The organism is Streptomyces sp. NPDC001714 (assembly GCF_042892755.1).
Lineage (GTDB): Bacteria > Actinomycetota > Actinomycetes > Streptomycetales > Streptomycetaceae > Streptomyces.
Genome location: NZ_JBIAUL010000027.1, coordinates 61,435 through 77,918 on the forward strand (window position 1 = coordinate 61,435; position 16,484 = coordinate 77,918).

14 protein-coding genes and 1 riboswitch are annotated in these 16,484 nt (G+C 71.0%); of the genes, 2 read left to right on the top strand and 12 right to left on the bottom strand.

Going from position 1 to position 16,484, the window contains the following annotated elements:
* Positions 1-119 precede the first annotated feature (119 nt).
* Genes ACFY0P_RS45055 through ACFY0P_RS45110 form a run of 12 tightly spaced genes read right to left on the bottom strand, consistent with a single transcriptional unit; the run spans position 120 to position 13,066 of the window.
* On the bottom strand, positions 120-749 hold the full coding sequence (locus ACFY0P_RS45055; protein ID WP_388927746.1) for an OsmC family protein: 630 nt from the start codon (positions 747-749) through the stop codon (positions 120-122).
* Positions 709-2,196, bottom strand: a complete 1,488-nt coding sequence (locus ACFY0P_RS45060; RefSeq protein ID WP_388927749.1) for an MFS transporter — start codon at positions 2,194-2,196, stop codon at positions 709-711. Before ACFY0P_RS45060 ends, ACFY0P_RS45055 begins: the two co-directional genes overlap by 41 nt.
* Positions 2,197-3,018 carry a TauD/TfdA dioxygenase family protein gene (locus ACFY0P_RS45065; RefSeq protein ID WP_388927752.1) on the bottom strand — a complete coding sequence of 274 codons (822 nt, stop codon included), beginning with the start codon at positions 3,016-3,018 and terminating at the stop codon, positions 2,197-2,199.
* A 50-nt stretch (positions 3,019-3,068) separates the two neighbouring features.
* Positions 3,069-4,397 (bottom strand): LLM class flavin-dependent oxidoreductase, encoded by a 1,329-nt coding sequence (locus tag ACFY0P_RS45070; RefSeq protein ID WP_388927755.1) that lies wholly within the window; start codon positions 4,395-4,397, stop codon positions 3,069-3,071.
* On the bottom strand, positions 4,394-5,740 hold the full coding sequence (locus ACFY0P_RS45075) for an LLM class flavin-dependent oxidoreductase (RefSeq protein WP_388927759.1): 1,347 nt from the start codon (positions 5,738-5,740) through the stop codon (positions 4,394-4,396). Before ACFY0P_RS45075 ends, ACFY0P_RS45070 begins: the two co-directional genes overlap by 4 nt.
* Positions 5,741-5,753: 13 nt before the next feature.
* Positions 5,754-6,530: an ATP-binding cassette domain-containing protein gene (locus ACFY0P_RS45080; RefSeq protein WP_388927762.1), complete on the bottom strand. Its 777-nt coding sequence runs from the start codon at positions 6,528-6,530 to the stop codon at positions 5,754-5,756.
* Positions 6,527-7,315: an ATP-binding cassette domain-containing protein gene (locus ACFY0P_RS45085; RefSeq protein WP_388927765.1), complete on the bottom strand. Its 789-nt coding sequence runs from the start codon at positions 7,313-7,315 to the stop codon at positions 6,527-6,529. The genes ACFY0P_RS45080 and ACFY0P_RS45085 overlap by 4 nt, the downstream gene beginning before the upstream one ends.
* Entirely contained in the window at positions 7,312-8,196 is an 885-nt protein-coding gene (locus ACFY0P_RS45090) for an ABC transporter permease (protein WP_388927768.1), read from the bottom strand. Before ACFY0P_RS45090 ends, ACFY0P_RS45085 begins: the two co-directional genes overlap by 4 nt.
* The gene (locus tag ACFY0P_RS45095) at positions 8,193-9,143 is read right to left on the bottom strand and encodes an ABC transporter permease (RefSeq protein WP_388927771.1); all 951 of its coding nucleotides are present in this window, start codon (positions 9,141-9,143) and stop codon (positions 8,193-8,195) included. The genes ACFY0P_RS45090 and ACFY0P_RS45095 overlap by 4 nt, the downstream gene beginning before the upstream one ends.
* A 7-nt stretch (positions 9,144-9,150) precedes the next feature.
* A complete protein-coding gene (locus ACFY0P_RS45100; RefSeq protein ID WP_388927774.1) occupies positions 9,151-10,701 on the bottom strand; it encodes an ABC transporter substrate-binding protein in 1,551 nt (516 codons plus the stop codon).
* A 35-nt stretch (positions 10,702-10,736) separates the two neighbouring features.
* A complete protein-coding gene (locus ACFY0P_RS45105) occupies positions 10,737-12,041 on the bottom strand; it encodes an O-acetylhomoserine aminocarboxypropyltransferase/cysteine synthase family protein (RefSeq protein WP_388927777.1) in 1,305 nt (434 codons plus the stop codon).
* The gene (locus ACFY0P_RS45110) at positions 12,041-13,066 is read right to left on the bottom strand and encodes an isopenicillin N synthase family dioxygenase (protein ID WP_388927780.1); all 1,026 of its coding nucleotides are present in this window, start codon (positions 13,064-13,066) and stop codon (positions 12,041-12,043) included. The genes ACFY0P_RS45105 and ACFY0P_RS45110 overlap by 1 nt, the downstream gene beginning before the upstream one ends.
* A gap of 328 nt (positions 13,067-13,394) precedes the next feature.
* Positions 13,395-13,504, top strand: a riboswitch (SAM riboswitch).
* 251 nt (positions 13,505-13,755) lie between these two features.
* On the opposite strand from ACFY0P_RS45110, the gene ACFY0P_RS45115 reads away from it, so the two are divergent.
* Both ACFY0P_RS45115 and ACFY0P_RS45120 read left to right on the top strand, forming a co-directional pair.
* Positions 13,756-15,405 (top strand): ABC transporter substrate-binding protein, encoded by a 1,650-nt coding sequence (locus ACFY0P_RS45115; protein ID WP_388927783.1) that lies wholly within the window; start codon positions 13,756-13,758, stop codon positions 15,403-15,405.
* The gene (locus ACFY0P_RS45120; RefSeq protein ID WP_388927786.1) at positions 15,402-16,484 is read left to right on the top strand and encodes an ABC transporter permease; all 1,083 of its coding nucleotides are present in this window, start codon (positions 15,402-15,404) and stop codon (positions 16,482-16,484) included. Before ACFY0P_RS45115 ends, ACFY0P_RS45120 begins: the two co-directional genes overlap by 4 nt.

The window sequence follows — 16,484 nt, forward strand, 5'->3', positions numbered from 1 at the left end:
GCACCGGCCGGTGGCCGACAGTCGTCGTGTCCAGGAGTGTACGAACGCGTCTTTCCACGCGTCAATGCGCGCCCGGCATCCGGACATTGACACATCGGGGCCGCCCTCGCCGAATGCCGTCAGATCTCCTGCGGACTTCCGGTCAGCACGACCCGTCCGGTGATGTGCTGCGGGTTGCTCAGCAGGTTGTAGATCGGGCACTTGCGCTCGACCGTCTCATGGAGTTCGCGGATGCGTTCCTTTGCCGCGGGTGAGGTGATGTGCACGGTGTAGGAGATGTTGTGCGGGTAGATCGGCACCTGCTCGAAGCCTGGTTCCCCGGCGCGTGGGTCCTGGTCCGCCTGGACCTCGACCTCCAGGGAGTCCAGCGGGATGCGCAGGTCGGCTGCCTGGATGAGGAAGACGTGGGTGAGGCAGCTGGACAACACGCCGAGCTGGATCTCCGGGGAGGCGGGCCCGAGGTCGTAGCCCGCGAAGTCCAGCGGGGAGTCGCTGAGGATCTGATGGTGGCGGATGCGGATACGCCGTACGCCGCTGCGTTCCTCGGCCTTGGTACGGGCCCGCAGCCGGTTCGGCTCCGTGACAGGAGCGGTCCGCTGGGCCTGCCGCCTGGCGAGCAGGGCGGCCCGCTTGACCTCCAGGTAGGCGCGCAGCCCGGGCCGGGGATCGGGTGCCGTGTCGAGCACATGCTCCGGTTCTTCCGGGCTCCTACCGTTCTTGCGGGCTGCGGTCGTCGTGGTGCCGGTCATCTCGGGGACTCCTCAGAGCAGGGAATTCGGGTCTCGGTGAACGGGTTGCGGCGGTGGCCTCGCGCAGTCGTGACAGCACCAGCGCGGCGGCGAGCAGCCCGGCGCAGACGCAGGAGGCGAACGCGTACGCGGCTCGTGGGCCGCTGCCCGCGGACGAGCCGGAGGCGGAGTGCAGATAGACCGCCGATACGGCGCTGAGGCAGACGGCGGCCGCGATGCGCTGGGCCATCTGCAGGATGCCGCCGCCCACGCCGGCGGCCTCGGCCGGCGCGTACTGAAGGACCTGGGTCTGGTTGGGCGAGACGGAGAGCCCGCCGGCGGCACCCGACAGCAGTTGTGTCACGGCAAGGAGGATCGGCAGGGCGGCGGACGGCGCGAGGAACGCGGCCACCGCCCCGCCCAGGGCGGCGCAGATGCCGATCGCCAGGCCGACGTTCACCGTGCGCGGTCCGATCCGTCGCACCAGCCGCCAGGCGAGTGCCGAGGAGACACCCATCGCGATGGCCGAGGGGAGCGAGATCGCCGCCGTGAGGAGGGCGGGCAGACCGAGCCCGTCCTGGAGGAAGACGGTGAGCACGAGGGACGCGGCGATCGAGGAGCCGAACTGGGCCATCGCGACGGCCGTGCCCAGCAGGTACGGCTTCGACGACGCGAGCGCCGGATGGACCAGCGGCACCCGGCCCCTGCGGACCCGCAGCCGCTGGTGCACGGTGAACGCGCACGCCAGGACGGCCACTCCGGCCGCCCACAGAAGTGCCTGTCCCCCGCTGTCCGGTGTGCGGATGAACGGCACCATCAGCGTCAGTGTGCATCCGCAGGCCAGGGCGAGGCCGAGAACGTCCAGCCGGGAGTCGCGGGCGGTACGCCGGGGCGGTGGCAGCCAGCGGGCCGCGAGGACCAGGGTGAGCACCGCGCACGGTGCGCTCAGCAGGAGGCAGTAGCGCCAGCCGGCCTCGGGTCCGAGCCCGGCGACCAGTGCGCCGCCGAGCGGTGGGCCGAGTGCCGCGGCGACGCCGCCCGTCACCGCGTACAGGCCGAGCGCCCGGCCTCGGTCGAGCCCGTGGAACACGTCCTGGACGGTGCCGATCACCTGGGAGTTGACGAGCCCCGCAGCGGCGCCCTGCACCAGCCGCGCGCCGATCACGATTCCCGGGCCGCCGCCGGTCGCGGCCGCCACCCCCGCCAGGAGGAACACGGCTACGCCTGCGATGAAGAGCCACTTGCGGCCGTGCAGGTCTCCGAGGCTGCCCCCGGGTACGAGGGCCAGTCCGAAGGCCAGTGAGTAACCGGCCACGATCCACTGGATGTCCGCCGCACCGGCCCCGAGCGAGTGCCGCAGGCTCGGGATCGCGATGTTCAGGACTGCCTGGTCCAGCAAGGTCGTCGCCCCAGCGGCCATGCACACCAGCAGTACGCGGCGGGCGGCGCGGTCTTCTCCCGGGAGCATTCAGGCGTGCCGCTCCGTGGTGCCCGCGTCCGGCTCCACACCGAGGACCTTGCGGTAGACGCGTTCGCCGTCGCCGTAGTCGTCGACGGCGTAGTGCCAGGTCGCCCTGTTGTCCCAGAGGACGAAGTCGCCGGGCTTCCAGCCGAACCGGATCGTGTAGTTCGGGGAGGAGGCGTGCCGGAGCAGATGGTCGAGCAGCACCTTGCTCTCGGCCGGGGTCACTCCGGTGAGTTGCTTCGCCGAGCTGCTGACGAAGAGGCCCTTGCGGCCGGTGACCGGGTGGGTGAGGACGACCGGGTGCTCGACGGGTTCGCCGGGAGCGTTCTTCTTGCTGCCCTGCGCGTAGTTCTCCGCGTTGCCGTCGTAGAGGGCGCCGACCGATTCCAGCAGCACCTTGAACGGTTCTGACAGGTCGTCGTACGCGGCCTGGAGGTCCGCCCACAGGGTGTGGCCGCCCAGCTCGGGCACCACCTCGTAGGTCAGGGACTCGATCGCGAACACGGGGTCGCGCCACAGGCCGCCGATGTGCCAGGTGCTGGCCTTGCCGGTCTGCTTCACGTTGTACGGGTAGACGAGCGGGTTGGCCGGGTGCTTCACGGCGGTCGGGTGGTCGAAGGGCCGCGCGAAGACGCTGACTGCGGCCACCTGCTGGTCGGGCGTCAGGTGCTGGCCCCGGAACACGAGGACCTTGTGCTCGCGGAAGGCCCGGCGCAGTTCCTCGGCGGTGGTGTCGTCGACGGGTGAGGTCAGGTCGACGCCGACGACTTCGGCGCCGAAGCGGGGGCCTGCCCGGAGGATCTCGAAACGGGCGACGGTGGTCATGGCGTTCTCCTTCTTCTGCGGCGGGTGCAGGTGTCGGTACGGGGGTGTGGTCAGCAGGCCCTGGGCGGCCGGGGCAGGCCGAGGTGGTCGCGGAGCGTGGTGCCCGTGTACTCGGTGCGGAACAGGGCGCGGCGACGCAGTTCGGGGACGACCAGGTCGGCGAAGTCGTTCAACGTGCCCGGCAGATAGGGGAAGATCACGTTGAAGCCGTCGGCGGCACGCCCCTGGAACCATTCCTCGATGTGGTCGGCGATCTGCTCCGGGGTGCCGGTGATCGTCCGCTCGTCGTCCGCTACGCGTCGGACGAGGTCGCGGATGGTGAGGTTGTCGCGGCGGGCGTCCTCGTAGATCTGCTGCTGAGCGGTCTGCGACTGGTTGGAGACCGGGAGCTCGGGGAGCGGTCCGTCCAGGGGATGGAGGCTGAGGTCGAATCCGCCGAGCCAGTACGAGAGGTCGGCCAACGCCACCTGCGGGGGTAGGAGTTCGATGAGGCGGGCGTGTTTGTCGCGCGCCTCGGACTCGGTCGGCGCGGTGATGACGGACAGCGCCGGAAGGACCTTGAGGTGGTCGGGGTCACGGCCGTGGGCGGCGGCGCGTTCCTTGATCTCCGCGTAGAACTCCCGGGCCCGGCCGATGTCCTTGATGCCGGAGAAGATCACGTCGGCGACGCGGGCGGCGAGGTTCTTGCCCGCCTCGGAGGCGCCGGCCTGGACGATGACCGGGTGGCCCTGCGGGGGCCGGGCGATGTTGAGCGGCCCGGCGACCCTGAGGTGCTTGCCCTCGTGGTTGAGGGCGTGCAGCTTGGCCGGGTCGAAGTAGATTCCGTCGGCCTGGTCGTGGCGGAAGGCGTCGTCCTCGAAGGAGTCCCAGAGCCCGGTGACGACGTCGTGGAACTCCTCGGCGCGCTCGTAGCGGGTGTCGTGGTCGAGGTGGCTGTCGAGGCCGAAGTTCTGCGCCTCTCCGTCATTGAGGGAGGTCACCACGTTCCAGCCGGCCCGGCCGCCGGAGATGTGGTCGAGGGAGGCGAAGGTGCGGGCCACGTGATAGGGCTCGTTGTAACTGGTCGAGGCGGTGGCGATGAGGCCGATCCGGGAGGTGCCGGCGGCGAGCGCGGCGAGCAGGGTGGTCGGTTCGAAGGAGTCGTTGACCACACTGACCCGGCTGAGCACGTCCTCGCTCGCGAACGGCACGCCGACCAGGTCGGCGAGGAACACCGCGTCGAACGCGGCCCGTTCGGCGGTCCGGGCGAAGGAGAGCACCTCACGGATGTTCACCCCGGCGTCGGCGGCGGTGTCCGGGTGCCGCCAGGCGGCCAGGTACTCCCCCGGCGGCTTGAGGAAGGCGTTCAGATGGAGCTGGTCGGTGCGGCGGCGGCTCATCGTCCGGTCTCCTGGAGGTGTCGGTCACGGGCGGCGGGCCGCGGCAGTCCGAGGTTCTCGCGCAGGGTGGTGCCCTCGTACTCGGTGCGCAGCAGCCCGCGTCGCTGGAGCAGGGGCACGACCTGGTCGACGAAGTCCTCGGCGGGGCCGGGCAGATAGGGGAAGGAGATGTTGAAGCCGTCGGCGGCGTAGGCACGGAACCAGGTCTCGATGTGGTCGGCGATCTGCTCGGGCGTCCCGGCCACCGCCGCCCCCGCCGCGAACCGGTGCGCGAGCTGACGTATCGTCAACTTCTCGTCGTGTGCCAACTTCAGGAGCAGATCGCGGCGCGACTTGCTGCGGTTGGTGTCGGGGATGTCGGGCAGCGGGCCGTCCACCGGGTGGTCGGTCAGGTCGAGGTCGCCGATGTTGTCCTGGACGAGGCGGCGGGCGACGTCGTCGTGGATGAGGTCCTGGAGTTCGGCGAGGCGTTGCCGGGCCTCGGCCTCGGTGGGTGCGACGAGCGGGGTGAGGCCGGGCCAGACCAGGACGTGGGCGGGGGACCGGCCGTGGGCGGCGGCCCGTGCCTTGATGTCCGCGTAGAAGGCCTGGGCGGCGCCGAGTTCGTGCTGGGTCGTGAAGAGGACCTCGCCGTGTCGGGCGGCGAACTCCCGTCCGGTCTCGGAGGATCCGGCCTGGAAGACCACCGGATGGCCCTGCGGCGGCCGGGAGATGTTCAGCGGGCCGCGGACGGTGAAGTGCTCGCCGCGGTGGTGGGGGGTGTGCAGTCCGGCCGGGTCGTAGTAGCGGCCGGCCGCCTTGTCCCGGACGACCGCCTCGTCGTCGTAGCTGTCCCAGAGCGCCTTGACGACCTGCACGAACTCGTCGGCGCGCCGGTAGCGCAGCTCGTGTTCGAGGTGGCTGTCGTAGCCGAAGTTCGCTGCCTCCAGGGGGACGACGGAGGTGACCACGTTCCAGGCCGCGCGGCCGCCCGAGATGTGGTCCAGGGAGGCGAACTTGCGGGCGATGTGGAAGGGGTGGTTGTAGGTCGTGGTCGCCGTCGCCGCCAGGCCGATGTGCTCGGTCACCAGGGACAGCGCGGCCAGCAGGGTCAGCGGCTCGAAGTGCTCGGCACGGCCGGTGCGGGACAGGGAGTCCAGTTGGTGTCCCCAGAGGGCGACGACGTCGGCGACGAACAGGGCGTCGAACCGGCCGCGTTCGAGGGTGCGGGCGAGGTCGGCGTGGAAGGCGAAGTCGAGCTGTCCGTCGGGGCGGGCGTCGGGGTGCCGCCAGCCGGCGATGTGGCCACCGGAGCCGTGGACGAGGGCTCCCAGGCTGAGCCGGCGTACGGGGTGCGAGGTCATGCGGTCCTCCCGGTCATGCGGGCAGCCGGGGTACGGCGGCCAGCAGGCGGCGTGTGTACGGGTGGCGGGGCGCCGCCAGCACGTCGGCGGCCGGCCCCTGTTCGACGGCTCGGCCGTCCTTCATCACCAGCACGTCGGTACAGAGCCGCCGTACGACGCCGATGTCGTGCGAGACGAACAGCAGCGTCAGTCCGTAGGCCGCGGCCAGGTCGTCGAGGAGGGCGAGGATCTGTGCCCGCACCGATACGTCGAGGGCGCTGAGCGGTTCGTCGCCGACGAGGACCTTCGGGCCGGGGGCGAGGGCGCGAGCCAGGGCTATCCGCTGCCGCTGTCCGCCGGAGAACTCGTGCGGATACCGGCCGCGCACGGACGGGTCCAGGCCGACCGCGCGCAGCAGTTCGTCCACCCGGTCGTCGTGGTCGCCGGGCAGCCGCAGGCACTCCAACGGCTCGGCGACGATGTCGCGGACGGTGGCGCGAGGGTCGAGAGAACCCATCGGGTCCTGGAGCACGACCTGGACCTCACGCCGGAACCAGGGCAGCCTGCCCGGCCTCACCTCGCGCCCTCGGTAGTGCACGGTCCCGGAGTCAGGCCGGTCCAGGGCGAGCAACAGCCGGGCCAGGGTCGACTTGCCGGAGCCGGACTCGCCGACGATGCCGAGGCTGCGGCCTTCGCGCAGCTCGAGTGACACGTCCAGGACGGCGTGACGGTGCACGGCCGGGGCGAGCAGCGAGGTGCGCGGCAGCCGGAAGCTGCGGCTGAGGCCGGTGCCCTTCAGCAGCTCGGTCATCGGGGGACCTCCTCCGATCCGGCGGCGCGGGCGGCTGCCACCAGCCGCTGGGTGTGCGGGTGTTGAGGGCGCCGTACCAGGGCGTCGGTGGCGCCCTCCTCTACGAGGCGGCCGTCCTTGAGCACGGCGGCCCGTGCGCACAACTGGGCGACGACCGCCAGGTCGTGGCTGATGAACAGCAGTGCGGTGCCGTGCTCGTGGACGAGTTCGTCCAGGAGGGCGAGCATGTCGGCCTGGACGGTGACGTCGAGGGCGGTGGTGGGTTCGTCGGCGATCAGGAGCGCCGGGCGAGTGGCGAGGGCCATGGCCAGGCCCACGCGCTGACGCTGGCCGCCGGAGAGCTGGTGGGGCCAGGAGCGGACGACGAGTTCCGGGTCCGGCAGGCCCACCTGCGCGGCGAGTTCGACGGCGGCTGCCGCGGCCCGGCGCCGGTTCAGGCCGCGGTGCAGACGCAGCGGCTCGGAGAGCTGCCTGCCGATGCGCATCAGGGGGTTGAGCGCGCTCATGGGCTCCTGGAAGACCATGGCCATGCGCTCGCCGCGCAGCCGGGACAGGGCGCGGTCGCCGAGGCCGAGCAGTTCCTGCTCGCCGAAGCGGACGCTGCCGGTGGCCTGGGCGCCGTCCGGCAGCAGTCCCATCACCGCGAGGGCGGTGAGCGACTTGCCGGAACCGGACTCGCCGATCAGCGCGAGCCGTTCCCCGGGGGCGAGTTCGAAGCCGACCTCGTCGACGACGGTGGCACCGCCGATCCGCACGCTCAGACCGCTGACCGTCAGCAGGCTCATGACGCCGCCTCCCGGACCCGCGGGCGGATGTCCGCCGCCTCCCGCACCCGCAGGCGCGCGTCGGCGGCCTCGCGCAGCCCGTCCCCGAGCAGGTTGAACCCGAGGACGGATGCGGCGACGGCGAGCCCGGGCCAGATGACGAGCAGTGGGCGGGCGGCGATGTACTGCTGCTGCTCGTGCAGCATGCGCCCCCAGGACACCGCGGGCGCCGGCGCCCCGAACCCGAGGAACGACAGGGCCGCCTCGGCGAGCACCGCCACCGAGAGCACGAGCGAGAGCTGCACCACGAGGGTGGGTGCGATGTTCGGCAGCAGGTGTTTGCGGACGGTCCGCCAGGTGCCGGAGCCGGCGGCGTGGGCGGCGAGCACGTAGTCGGTGTTCAGCACGCGCCCGGCCTCGGCGCGGGCGACCCGGGCGAGGTTGACACCCGCCCCGATGCCGACCGCGCCGACCACGGTCCACATGGAGCCGCCGTAGACCGCGGTGAGGATCATCGCGATCAGCAGGACGGGGAAGGCGATCAGCACGTCCGTGAGCTGGACGACGGCGGCGCCGATCCAGCGCGGGACCAGCACCGCCGTCAGTGCCAGGGCGAGCCCCACGACGGCGGCGACGGCGGCCGCGAGGACGGCGGTGAGCAAGGTGGCGCGGGCGCCGACCAGCAACTGGCTCAGCTCGTCGCGGCCCAGCCGGTCGGTGCCGAGGACGTGCCCGCCGGAGAAGGGCAGCAGCCAGCCGTCCTGAGGACGCGCGAGGGTGGGGTCGTACGGCGTCCATGCCAGGGAGACCAGGGCGGACAGGACGAGGAAGCCGACGAGGATGGTTCCGGCCAGCCCGCTGCGGCTGCGCAGCAGGGCGCGGGCGACGACGGGGATCCTCATACCGCGCTCCGCAGTCTCGGGTCGATCAGCCGGTGGGCGAGGTCCACCAGGAATCCGACGACGAGGACGGCGCCGGTGAGCAGCAGGACCTCGCCCTGCACCTTGTCCAGGTCGCGGTTGCCGACGTCCGTGATCAGCATCTGGCCGACGCCGGGCAGCACGAAGACCTGCTCCACGACGACCGCGCCCGCGACCAGTGCGGCGATCTGCAGACCGAGCACCGACACGACGGGGACGGCCGCGTTGCGCAGTCCGTGCCGCACCAGCGCGCCGGTGCGCGTGTGGCCCTTGGCCCGGGCGGTGCGCAGCCAGTCCTGGTGCAGAACGTCGAGGACGGCGGACCGGACGAACCGCAGCAGGACGGCGCCCTCGGACAGGGCCAGCGTCAGCCAGGGCAGCACCAGGCTGCGCAGCGCCTGCCCCGGCTCGTGCCAGCCGTCCACGGGGAAGCCCTGGGCGGGCAGCCAGCGGACCTGGACCGCGAGGACCACGACGAGCAGCAGCCCGACCCACAGGGTGGGCAGCGCGATGCCGAGCTGCCCGAGTGCGTTGACCGCGCCGCCGAGCCGGGAGTCGCGGCGCACGGCGGCGAGGATGCCGAGGGGGACGGCGAAGGCGAGTGCCAGGACGACGGCGCCCGCGGCGAGCGGTCCGGTCACGGCGAACTTCTCGGCGAGCTGCCCGGAGACGGATGTCCCGTCCAGGGCCGAATGCCCGAAGTCACCGGTGACGACGCCACCGATCCAGCTGCCGTACTGGGTGGCGAGCGGCCGGTCCAGGCCCAGGTCGTGGCGTACGGCCGCGACCTGGGCCGGGGTGGCCTTGATGCCGCCGATGGTCTGGGCGACGTCGCCGGGCAGCAGCCGCAGCACCAGGAAGATCAGCACACTGGCGGCGAACAGGGACACCACGAAGAGTGCGGCCCGGCGCACCACGTACAGGGTCACGCGGGCCTCACTTCTTCGCCACGGCGAGGTCCGCGAGGTCGTAGCGGTTGCTGGTGAAGTTCCGCGGCACGCCGGTGACCCCGCTGCGGACGACGGTGAGGGTCTGGCTGACGTACAGCCAGTCGGCGGCGGCGTCTTCGGAGACCTGCCTGGCCGCCTTCTTGAGCAGGGCGTCCCGGTCGGCGTCGCCGGTCGCGGTCTGGGCGGCGGCGTACCACTTCCGGACGTTAGCGTTGTCGTAGCCGAAGTAGTAGCCGGGGTTGGCGAAGTTGCCCAGGTCACGGGCCTCGGCGTGGTCGACGAGGCTGAGCTGGTAGTCGTGTTTGGTGTAGACGGAGTCGAGCCAGGTCTGGAACTCGACCTGCCGGACGGTGAGTTGGATACCCACCTGCTTCAGCTCGGAGGCCAGGTAGTCGCCGATCTCCGCCGGGTAGATGTTGGGGATCTGCACGGTGAGTTTGAGGCCGCTGCCGTGACCGGCCTGCTTGAGCAACTCCTTGGCGCTCGCGGGGTCGTAGGCGTCGACGGCGGTGAGGTTCTCGTAGCCGGGGTCGGTGGCCGGGACGGGGCCACCGACCAGCTTGGCCGCGCCGCCGAGGGTCTTGACGAGGCCGGCGTTGTCGATGGCCCGGCGGATGGCACGCCGTACCCGGACGTCCTTGGTCGGACCCGAGGCGTTGTTGAAGGCGAGTGTGAACTTGTCGGTGGTGTCGCCGCGCAGCACCGTGTACTTGCTCGTGTCGGAGAACGGCTGGAGCAGGGTGGCGTCGGCGGCGGTCTCGATGTCGGTCTGGCCGGTCTGCTGGGCGTTGCCCGCGGCGTTGTCGTCCTTGATGTAGTGGAGGACGACCTTGGCGACCTTGGCCTTCTTCCCCCAGTAGGCGTCGTTGCGGACGAAGGTGATGGACGAGCCGCGCTTCCAGTCGCTCAGCTTGAACGGCCCGGTGCCGTTCTCCTTCCCGGCGAGGGAGGAGAAGGCGGTGCCCTTCTCGAAGACGATGCCGGCCCTTTCGGTCAGTCCCCAGGTGAAGCCGGTGTCCCGGTGCTTGAGGGTGACGACGACGGTGTGGTCGCCGGTGGCGGACACGCTCTTGACGGAGGCGAGTGCCGCCGCGTCGGGGTTCTTCGAGCCGGCCGCGGTGACCTGCCGCAGCGACCAGACGGCGTCGGCCGCGGTGACCTTGCTCCCGTCGTGGAAGGTGGCGTTCTTCGCGAGGTGGAAGGTGTAGGTGAGTCCGTCCGACGACTGCTCGTAGGACGTCGCCAGGCTCGGCTCGATCTTGTTGTTCTCGTCGCGGGTGAGCAGTCCCTGGTAGATGTTGTCGAGGAGGATCTGGTCGAGGGCCGCGCCCGCCATGTCGGCGATGTCGAGGCTGGTCGGCTCAAGGACGAGGCGTACGTCGACGGTGGCGCCTTTGTCGATGTCGGTGGGCTGGGTCGCCTGGCTGGTCTGTCCTGCGTTCGCGGGGTCGTCGGCGGTTCCGGTACCGCAGGAGGTCACGGACAGGCCGGCGATGACCGCGGTGGCGGTGAGGCGGAGGGCGGTGCTGCGGCGCATGGCGGGTCGGGCTCCTCGGGGGCGTGCGGTGGAGGTCATACGGCGGCTGCTCGCAGGCCTGAGTCAAGGTCGGCGATCAGGTCGGCGACGCCTTCGATGCCGACCGACAGCCGCACCAGGCCGGGGGTGACCCCGGCCGCGGCCTGCTGGGCGGGGTCCAACTGGGCGTGGGTGGTGGAAGCGGGGTGGATGACGAGGCTGCGCACGTCGCCGATGTTGGCGAGGTGGCTGAACAGCCGGACCCCTTCGACGAAGCGCCGGCCCGACTCCAGACCGCCCGCGAGTTCGAAGGAGAGCACCGCTCCGGCGCCGCGCGGCAGATAGCGCTTGGCCTGGGTCTGCCAGGGGCTGGAGGGCAGTGCTGCGTAGTGCACCCGCGTCACCTGGGGCTGGTCCTCCAGCCAGGTGGCGAGCGCCTGCGCATTGGCGACGTGCCGTTCGACGCGCAGGCTGAGCGTCTCCAGGCCCTGCAGGAGCAGGAAGCTGTTGAAGGGGGAGACGGCCGGGCCCAGGTCCCGCACCAGCCGGGTACGCAGGCGCAGCGCGTAGGCCAGCCCCAGGTCCGCGAAGGAGTCCCAGAAGGACAGGCCGTTGTACGTCGGGTCCGGGCCGGTCAGTCCGGGCCAGCGGCCGGGATCCGCGCCGAAGTCGAAGCGCCCGCTGTCCACGACGACCCCGCCGATGCCGGTGCCGTGGCCGGAGAGGAACTTGGTGGTGGAGTGCACGACGATGTCGGCGCCGTGTTCGAGGGGACGCAGCAGGTAGGGCGTGAGCACGGTGTTGTCGACGACGAGCGGGACGCCGGCCTCGTGGGCGATGCGGGCGACCGCCTCGGTGTCGAGGACGTTGCCGCGCGGGTTGCCGAGCGTCTCGCCGAAGAACGCCTTGGTGGTGGGCCGTACGGCCGTGTACCAGGCGCCCAGGTCGTCCGGGTCGTCGACGAAGGTGACCTCGATGCCGAAGTCGGCGAACGTGTGCTCAAGCAGGGTGCGGGTGCCGCCGTACAGGGACGACGAGGCGACGATGTGGTCGCCCGCGCGGGCCAGGTTGAGCAGGGCGAGGCTGGTCGCGGCCTGCCCGCTGGCCACGGCGACCGCCGCCGAACCGCCCTCCAGGGCTGCGATCCGCTCCTCCGCCACCGCGGTGGTCGGATTCGACAGTCGCGTGTAGGCGTGGGTGGCGAGGTCGGCCAGTTCGAAGGCCGCGGCGGCGTGCCCGGTGTCCCGGAAGACATAGCCGGCGGTCGCGTGGATCGGCACCGCCCGCGCCCCGGTGGCCGGGTCGGGGACCGCGCCGGCGTGCACCTGCCGGGTCTCGAACGCCCAGTCGGCGGTGCTCATCAGCCGTTCTCCCGCCTCGCCAGGACATCGGACCACCAGCGCTCGGCGACCCGCGGATGCGAGCGGAGCCAGCCGACGACCGCGTTCTCGCCGAAGGCCGCGAGCAACGGATTGTCCGGGTCGTCGGTGACGCCCCGGCTCAACGCGGCTAGTTCGGCGGGGAGTTCCAGCGGTTTGACGACCGCGTCCAGGCGCGGACCGAGGAAGAAGGGGATCGAGTAGCGGTCGACGCCCGGCTGCGGGCTGACGACTCGGTGCCGCGTGGCCTTCAGATAGCCCTGGGTGGCGATCTCCAGCATCTCCCCGATGTTGAACACGAAGGCGTCGGGCACGGGCACCGCGTCGATCCAGCCGCCGTCCTCGCGCTGCACCTGGAGTCCGCCCACGTCGTCCTGCTGGAGGAGGGCGAGGTAGCCGTAGTCCTTGTGCGCGCCCACCCCCTGGTCGGCGTCCTGCGCGACCCGCGGCGGGTAGTGCACGATCTTCACGTGGACGGCCGCCTCGTCGTCGAACCACTGGTCGAAGTAGCCCTCGTCCTGTCCGAGCGCCGCGGCCAGGGCGCGCAGCACCTCCCGGCTGACCCGCAGCGCCTCCGCCTGCCAGCGGAGCACGATGTCCTTGAGGCCCGGGAGCGACGAGGGCCACTGGTTCGGGCCGACCAGGCGCAGGTAGTCGGGGTCGTCCGGACCGGTCTCCAACGCCGCCCGCTCCGGGCCGATGTCGATCTGCTCCCGCCAGTCGGCGCCGCCCGCCGTGTACTCGGTCCCGGTACGGGTGTAGCCGCGGAACTGGGGCGAGTTGAGGTTCTCGATCTCCAGCCGCCGCTTCTCGGGCAGGTCGAAGAAGGCGCGTGCCGCGGTCAGCGCCTCGTCCCGCAGGGCTGCGGAGACACCGTGTCCGGTGACGTAGAAGAAGCCCACCTCGTGCGCCGCGGACCGGAGTTCGGCGAGAAAGGCGGCCCGGTCCGTGTCCGGGGTGCGGAAGCGAGAGATGTCGATGACGGGCAAAGCTGTGAGTTGAGCCATGGGAGTTCCTTCGCGGCAACGGCGGCCGACCGGCCCTCGCAACCCGCCCTGGACAGGGGCTAGTCGGAAGCAGCCGGAACGAGAAGACAGAAAGAAGGGAACGAGGTCGCGGGCCGTGGGACGGCGGTCAGCAACAGACCTGGTCGAACTGGTCGGCGCGGCGGCTCACCCAGAACGGGTCGAGCAGCACCGTGTGTGCCGTGCCAGAGGTCTCCATGGCCGGATGAAAGCACACCCGGGATGGATGCGTCCACCACGCGTTCCACCGGCTGAGGGCATCCCGGGGCGGTGTTGACGCCGGCAGAACAGCCGATCTACGGTGAGCGCGAGCTACGAGTTCCGGTGATCAAGCCCTGGCTGGCCGGACGGCAACCCTCGACGCAGTGGGGTGCCCCAGGTGACGGCTCGGCGGATCTCTTCTTTCTGCAAGTGCGCTCACATCGGCCCCGAGGCGGGCCAGAACCCGGGAGGACGGCATGGCTGGAGCCTTGATGCTGTGCTCCCGGCTCCATGTCGATCTGCTGCTGGTGTCCAGCTGTCTGTGTACGGGCTGATTCCGCCCTCCGACGGCCGGCAGAGCCACCACCCGTCGGCGTAAACCCCTCTTTTCCACCTGATCTCGCACGCCATGGCACAGCCCTGCGCCACGGCTGCCTCACGCACCCCTGACGCGGAAGCAGAGACTCCTGATGGCACTTCACACCGGCCGGACGCCGGGCAGACCCCGCCGCCCCGGCCTGGGCGCGATCTCCCTCGGCACGGCGTTCCTGGTGGCCCTGACCGGCTGCACCAGCAGCAAGGACGGCAGCACCGCGAGCTCCGGCTCAGCGATCACCGTCGGCACGACCGACCAGGTCACCAGCCTCGACCCGGCCGGTGCGTGGGACGCCGGCTCCGGCACCGTCGAGAGCGAGGTCTACGCGACCCTGCTCAGCCAGAAGAACGGCTCGGCGGACGTCTCCCCTGACCTGGCCGGCGGGATCGAGTTGACCGGGCCCAAGGAGTACACGGTCACCCTGCAGAAGGGCCTGAAGTTCGCCAACGGCCACCAACTGACTTCCTCGGACGTAAAGTTCAGCTTCGACCGGGACCTGAAGATCGCCGACGAGAACGGCCCGTCGTCACTGCTGTACAACCTCGCCTCGGTCTCCGCCCCGGACCCGACCACGGTCGTCTTCACCCTCAAGTCGGCCAACGACACGCTGTTCCCGCAGGTGCTGTCCACGGCCGCCGGCTACATCGTGGACGAGCAGGTGTTCCCCGCGGACAAGATCCTCGACGACAAGTCGATCGTCACGGCCAAGCCGTGGAACGGGCCGTACGGCATCAAGAGCTACGACAAGAACTCGCTGGTGTCCTTCGCCGCCAACGCGGCGTACAAGGGCCGGCTGGGCACGCCGAAGACCAAGAACGTCCAGCTCAAGTACTACACGGACGCCGGCAACCTGAAGCTCGACGTCCAGCAGGGCACCATCGACGCCGTCTACCGCACGCTCACCACGGCCGACCTGGACGACCTCGGCAAGCAGAAGGGCGTCAAGGTCCACACCGGCTCCGGCAACGGCATCCGCTACATCGTCTTCGACCTCGCCACCCAGCCGTACGGCACCAGGACGAAGAACGCCGACGCGAAGAAGGCCCTCGCCGTCCGGCAGGCGGTCGCGGACTCGGTCGACCGGTCCCAACTCGCCCAGCAGGTCTACAAGAACACCTACCAGCCGCTCTACAGCTCCGTCCCGGACGGCCTGACCGGCGCCACCCCCTCTTTCAAGTCGCTCTACGGCGACAAGAAGGGCGGCCCCGACAAGGCGGCCGCGGCAGCCCGGCTGAAGGCGGCGAAGGTGAGCACCCCGGTCACGCTCAACCTCCAGTACAACAGCGACCACTACGGCTCGTCCTCGGCCGACGAGTACGCGCTGATCAAGTCCCAGCTGGAGGCCACCGGGCTGTTCAAGGTGAACCTGCAGTCCACCGAGTGGACGCAGTACGGCAAGGACCGCGTCAAGCACCTCTACCCGCTCTACCAGCTCGGCTGGTACGCCGACTACCTCGACGCCGACAACTACCTCTCGCCCTTCTACTCGGCCAACAGCTGGGTCGCCAACGGCTACGACGACCCCGCCGTGCGCGCGCTGATCAAGAAGGAGGAGACCGAGACGGACGCCGCGAAGCGGACCGGGCTGCTGAAGCAGGCGCAGGACAGGGCCGCCGCGCAGGTGCCGCTGCTGCCGCTGCTCCAGGGCTCCACCGCCATCGTCACCCGCAGCGACGTCAGCGGTGTGCCGGCCGAACTGGACGCGACGTACCAGTTCCGCTGGGCGGGGCTCTCGAAGAAGTGAGCGCTCTGACACAGGAGACCCCCGGCGCCGTCGGCACCCCGGCCGACGGCGCCGCCGGGCTCGGATTCGCCCGCTACCTGGTGGTCCGTTTCCTCCTCATCATCCCCACCGTGCTGATCCTGGTCAGCCTGGTCTTCTTCCTGATGCGGCTGACGGGCGACCCGATCAGCGCCGCCTTCGGCGACCGCCTCACCCCGGACCAGCTCCAGGCCAAGCTCCACCAGGCGGGCTACGACCGGCCGTTGCTCACCCAGTACCTGGAGTACCTGCGTTCGCTGGCCACCGGCGACTTCGGCCGCACGGTCACCGACAACCAGCCGGTGACGCACGTCCTCGGCACCTACGGCGCCGCGACCGTCGAACTCGCCTGCTACGCACTGCTGGTGGCCCTGGTGATCGGCGTCCCGCTGGGCATGGTGGCGGCCTCCTACCGCGACCGGGCGCCCGACGCGCTCCTGCGCCTGTTCGCGATCCTGACCTACGCGACACCCGTGTTCTTCGTCGGCCTGCTGCTGAAACTGGTGTTCGCGATCTGCCTCGGCTGGCTGCCCGCGTCGGGCCGGGCGAGCACCGGCGTCCAGCTCTTCCTCCAGGACCAGACCAGCACGACCGGCCTGTACCTGATCGACGCCCTGCGCAGCGGCGACGGCACGGCGATCACGGACGTGCTCCGGCACGCCGTGCTGCCCGGGGTGGCCCTGGGCCTGCTGGTGGCCGGCGTGCTGCTCAGGCTGGTGCGCACCAACCTGATCGGCACGCTCTCCGCGGAGTACGTCGAGGCCGCCCGCTCCCGGGGCGTGGCCCCGCTGCGCCTGGTCACCCGGCACGCCACCCGGCCCGCGCTGATCCCCGTCGTCACCGTACTGGGGCTTCAGGTCGCCGGGCTGCTCGGCGGGGCGGTGCTCACCGAGACGACCTTCGAGTGGAAGGGCCTCGGCTACGAGCTGGCGCACTACCTGACGGTCCGTGACTTCCCGGCGGTGCAGGGCATCGTGGCCCTGTTCGCCGTCGTCGTGGCGGTGACGAACTTCCTCGTCGACGTCGTCGCCGCGCTGATCGACCCGCGAGTGAGGTACTGA